Below are 3,620 nucleotides of genomic sequence, written 5' to 3' on the forward strand. Positions count from 1 at the left end.
TTGTTGTCATTTGTTTATGATTGCTTTATTTGGTTTTCAATGTTCGTGACGGCTTTGTGTTCCGCCATGTAAATAAATATAAAGCATATTCTCAGGTTTGTAAAGTATTTTAACAACAGATTAACTGATGAAAGCCATAAGAGTGACTTATTAATATCAGGAATGGTGGATAAATGGCAAAGAATGGACAAAAAGTAGGGAAAGCCTGGAAGCTCGTCGCCTTCAGGCATAGAAATATTAGGATACAGACTTTTGCTGGCTGGGGATCATAATGAGAGCCCAATAGGGAACTTCAGCGGGATCGACATCTACGATCGCCCGAATGCGCTGATTTGGCATAGTTGCCCGTTCTATATACAAAGCTCGATCGAACTGTCCCAACTCAATGAGCACGTCCCGGACTTTGGCAAAATGCCTGCCCAGCTTAATAATCACAGCAGCATCAACAACCGCCAGTCGATCGCGCAAAACCTCAGCATCCAGCGTCGCAGGCATAATACTTAACACATCGTTACGATAAGTCAGCGGCACTCCCAACGCAGCCGCACTCGCCATTGTCGAAGAAATTCCCGGCACAACTTCAGTGGTAAATGTCGCGGACAAACGGTTGAATAGATACATAAACGAGCCGTAGAGAAAAGGTTCGCCCTCACACAAGACCGCCACATCCTGTCCCTCGCTCAGATGTGCGGCAATTTTCTCGGCAGCAATATCATAATAAGGTTGAGACGATCGCGTCGGACTAAAAGGCAACGGCATCGGAATCTCAATTTGCTCCGGCCGCAGATAATCTGCGACGATCGCCCGCGCCAGCACCTTACCATTTTCCATCGCCGGATAGGCAATCACCGGCACCGATTGCAAAATCCGATAAGCTTTCAATGTAATCAACTCTGGATCGCCAGGGCCAATACCCAAACCGTACAATTTACCAGTAGCCTTAGTCATAATTCATCCTTTTTCGCTAACGCATTCACGGCCGCCGTTGCCATTGCACTGCCACCGCGTCGCCCGTGCAACGTAATAAATGGCACTCCCCGACTGTTGGTGGCCAGTTCGGCTTTGGATTCGGCGGCCCCGACAAATCCTACCGGGAAACCCAGAATTAAAGCCGGTTTGGGTGCTCCGGCATCCAGCATTTCCAGTAGTCGGAACAAAGCAGTCGGGGCATTGCCAATGGCCACAACCGCACCCTGCAACTGGTCCAGCCACAAATCAAGCGCCGCGGCCGATCGAGTATTTCCGATTTGCCGCGCCAACTCCGGGATCTCGGAATGCCAGAGGGTGCAAATCACCGGATTGTCAGCCGGAAGGCGTTTGCGAGTGATGCCTTCGGCCACCATCCGGGCATCGCACAGAATCGGCGCACCTGCGACGAGGGCTTGGCGCCCGCAGGTGGCTGCACCGGGGGAAGCTGCTAAATCTGCAACAATATCGGTCATGCCGCAACTGTGAATTAGTCGCACGGCTACCGATTCTAAATCGGGCGGCAAGCTTGACAAATCTGCTTCGGCTCGAATTGTGGCGAAGGATTTAATGTAGATTTCTGTTCCGTCTCGAATGTAGTCAATCATTGTTTAAAACTGCTATGGGAATTTTGTGGAATTTGTGAAATAGATTTTTTGAATGAACCGCGAAGGCGTGAAGGACGCGAAGGAAGAAATCTCAAGAGAGATAGAAAGAGCAATGCTTAAAATTTGTGTGTTTTTATGGGATATTTTTTCACTTTCAATTCCAATTTTCGGTGCTCAACAACTCCTGCAATTGGTCGAGCACCTGCCGATCGACAAACTCACCCAATGACTCCACAGGCTCTCGAAACCGCTGATACACTCGCAACATTCGCTCGATCGCATCGGGCATCTCGATCGCACTCACCGCCTGAAAAATTTGTCGTCCGAATGGCAAATCTTTTCTACCCGCATAAATGTCGTAACCTTCGATCGTCTCGTCTCCTCGCTCAATCTGAATTCCTACCAGCGTGATATCAATGGGCTGGTGCTGGGCGCAGGACTTTTGGCAACCGCTGAAATGAATGTTAATCGGCAGGTCGATCGTCAATTTTTGCGCTAAATCCCTCACCATTGCTAGGGCGTGACTTTGAGTATCTGTTGCCGCCGACGCACAGCCGCTGCTGCCGGCACAAGCAACTAAGCACGAATCTAGGCGAGTCGCCGACGAGTGCAATCCCAAATCGGCGATTTGCTGTTTTATCTCAAAAAGCTGGGAGTTGGGGATATCAGAAATCAACAGATTTTGCCACGGCGTAAGTCTCAGGGTACTGCTGGCGAGTTTTTGGGTTAAATTTGCCAAATTCCGCAGTTGCTTTGATTCTAGCCTACCGAGAGGCAGTACAATTCCCATGTAGGAGAAACCGGACTGTCGCTGAGGATGAATGCCGAGATGTCGGTGATTGGGGAGGGATTTTTCAGATGAGGCATCTTGCGTGTTTTTGGGAAAGGTGCAAGATGTGTATTGCAATAAAAATGGTAAATTCTGCTGTACCCTTTCTAGATAACTTTCAGCGCCCCAATCTGCCAGCAGGTGACGCAAACGCGGTTTTTTGCCATCAATTCGAGGTCTATTTTTGGTGTATTCAAGATAGGCGCTAGCGAGGGCGGCTAATACTAAAATACATTGCGATTCTTGGATTAAAATTCCTGTATCGCCGTTTAAATGCAGCCGAAAAACGATTTCTGATTGAGTTGAAAGCCCTTCAGCAGCTAATAAAATATCGTTGCGTAAATCCCGGATCGAAACCGATTCTCCGCCGTCAAAACCTACACTAAATTTAGGCGAAAGTTCCGACCATTCGGGATGCGTTTGCAGGTAATCATCCCAAGCTTTCACTAGGGGGCGAGTATCGAGTAACTGCTGTCGATCGATACCTGCTGTCGGGCTTGCCATAATATTGCGAATCGGGTCAACTTCAACGTGGCGAGACGCTATCCCCAATTCCTGCAAATCGTGCCAAACTTCGGGAGAAATCGCCGAGTTTAAGTCTCGGATTTGCAAATTCGCGCGATTCGTTATTTGCAAACAGCCGGTACTGTATCGATCGACTAAATCTGCGATCGCCCCACACTGCTGAGCCTTTAAAATTCCCCCCGGAATCCGCATCCTCGATAAAACTCCGTCTCGGGCTTGGGAACCGTAAAATAAACCCGGACAAGTCGGCAAATCAGTCAAAGCTAACAAATAATCTCCTCCCCGTGCTACGCAGGGAATCCAAAAGTAAACGCCCAAAAAGCGCCCCCGAAATCGGCATTCTGACTTTTACAGTTGCGGCACAGCGCCGGAATTGCACCGGACTTTCCCGCTTTCAGGTTTTAGAAAGGTATCACGAGCTGACCCACAGAAAGCAAAACCCTCAACTTTCTTAACAAAACTTCTGGCGATCGCCCATCTCTCTGGTTTCATCAGTTTTCCTAATCGCAGTCATCAGTTTAACTGTCGCTACACCCCTTTACAAAGGTTAACAATACCGTTAATAATATAAACATCATCCGAACATTGACAACCAAATACAGCAATCATAAAACCATGACAACAACCTTACAGCAGCGCGAAAGCGCCAATGTCTGGGAACGCTTTTGTGAGTGGGTAACATCAACCGACAA

Annotated in this window: 3 protein-coding genes and 1 riboswitch; all 3 genes read right to left on the reverse strand. The window is 48.4% G+C overall.

Annotation, left to right across the window (positions count from 1 at the left end; all coding sequences use genetic code 11):
- Positions 1-237: 237 nt before the first annotated feature.
- The gene (locus QT996_RS28120) at positions 238-948 is read right to left on the reverse strand and encodes a precorrin-2 C(20)-methyltransferase (protein WP_333050762.1); all 711 of its coding nucleotides are present in this window, start codon (positions 946-948) and stop codon (positions 238-240) included.
- Complete coding sequence (locus QT996_RS28125; protein WP_333050764.1) at positions 945-1,574, reverse strand: precorrin-8X methylmutase; 630 nt, start codon at positions 1,572-1,574, stop codon at positions 945-947. Before QT996_RS28125 ends, QT996_RS28120 begins: the two co-directional genes overlap by 4 nt.
- 154 nt (positions 1,575-1,728) lie before the next feature.
- Complete coding sequence (gene cobG / locus QT996_RS28130; RefSeq protein WP_333050765.1) at positions 1,729-3,246, reverse strand: precorrin-3B synthase; 1,518 nt, start codon at positions 3,244-3,246, stop codon at positions 1,729-1,731.
- Positions 3,247-3,254: 8 nt separating this feature from the next.
- Positions 3,255-3,334, reverse strand: a riboswitch (adenosylcobalamin-variant (AdoCbl-variant) riboswitch).
- Positions 3,335-3,620 lie beyond the last annotated feature (286 nt).

Origin of the sequence: Microcoleus sp. S13C4 (assembly GCF_036700865.1) — a bacterium.
In the GTDB taxonomy this organism is placed as follows: domain Bacteria; phylum Cyanobacteriota; class Cyanobacteriia; order Cyanobacteriales; family Microcoleaceae; genus Microcoleus.

Bases quoted from the DNA above. Each gene is read 5' to 3' on its own strand.
- QT996_RS28120 (WP_333050762.1), bottom strand. From the start codon at position 948: ATGACTAAGGCTACTGGTAAATTGTACGGTTTGGGTATTGGCCCTGGC.
- QT996_RS28125 (WP_333050764.1), bottom strand. From the start codon at position 1,574: ATGATTGACTACATTCGAGACGGAACAGAAATCTACATTAAATCCTTC.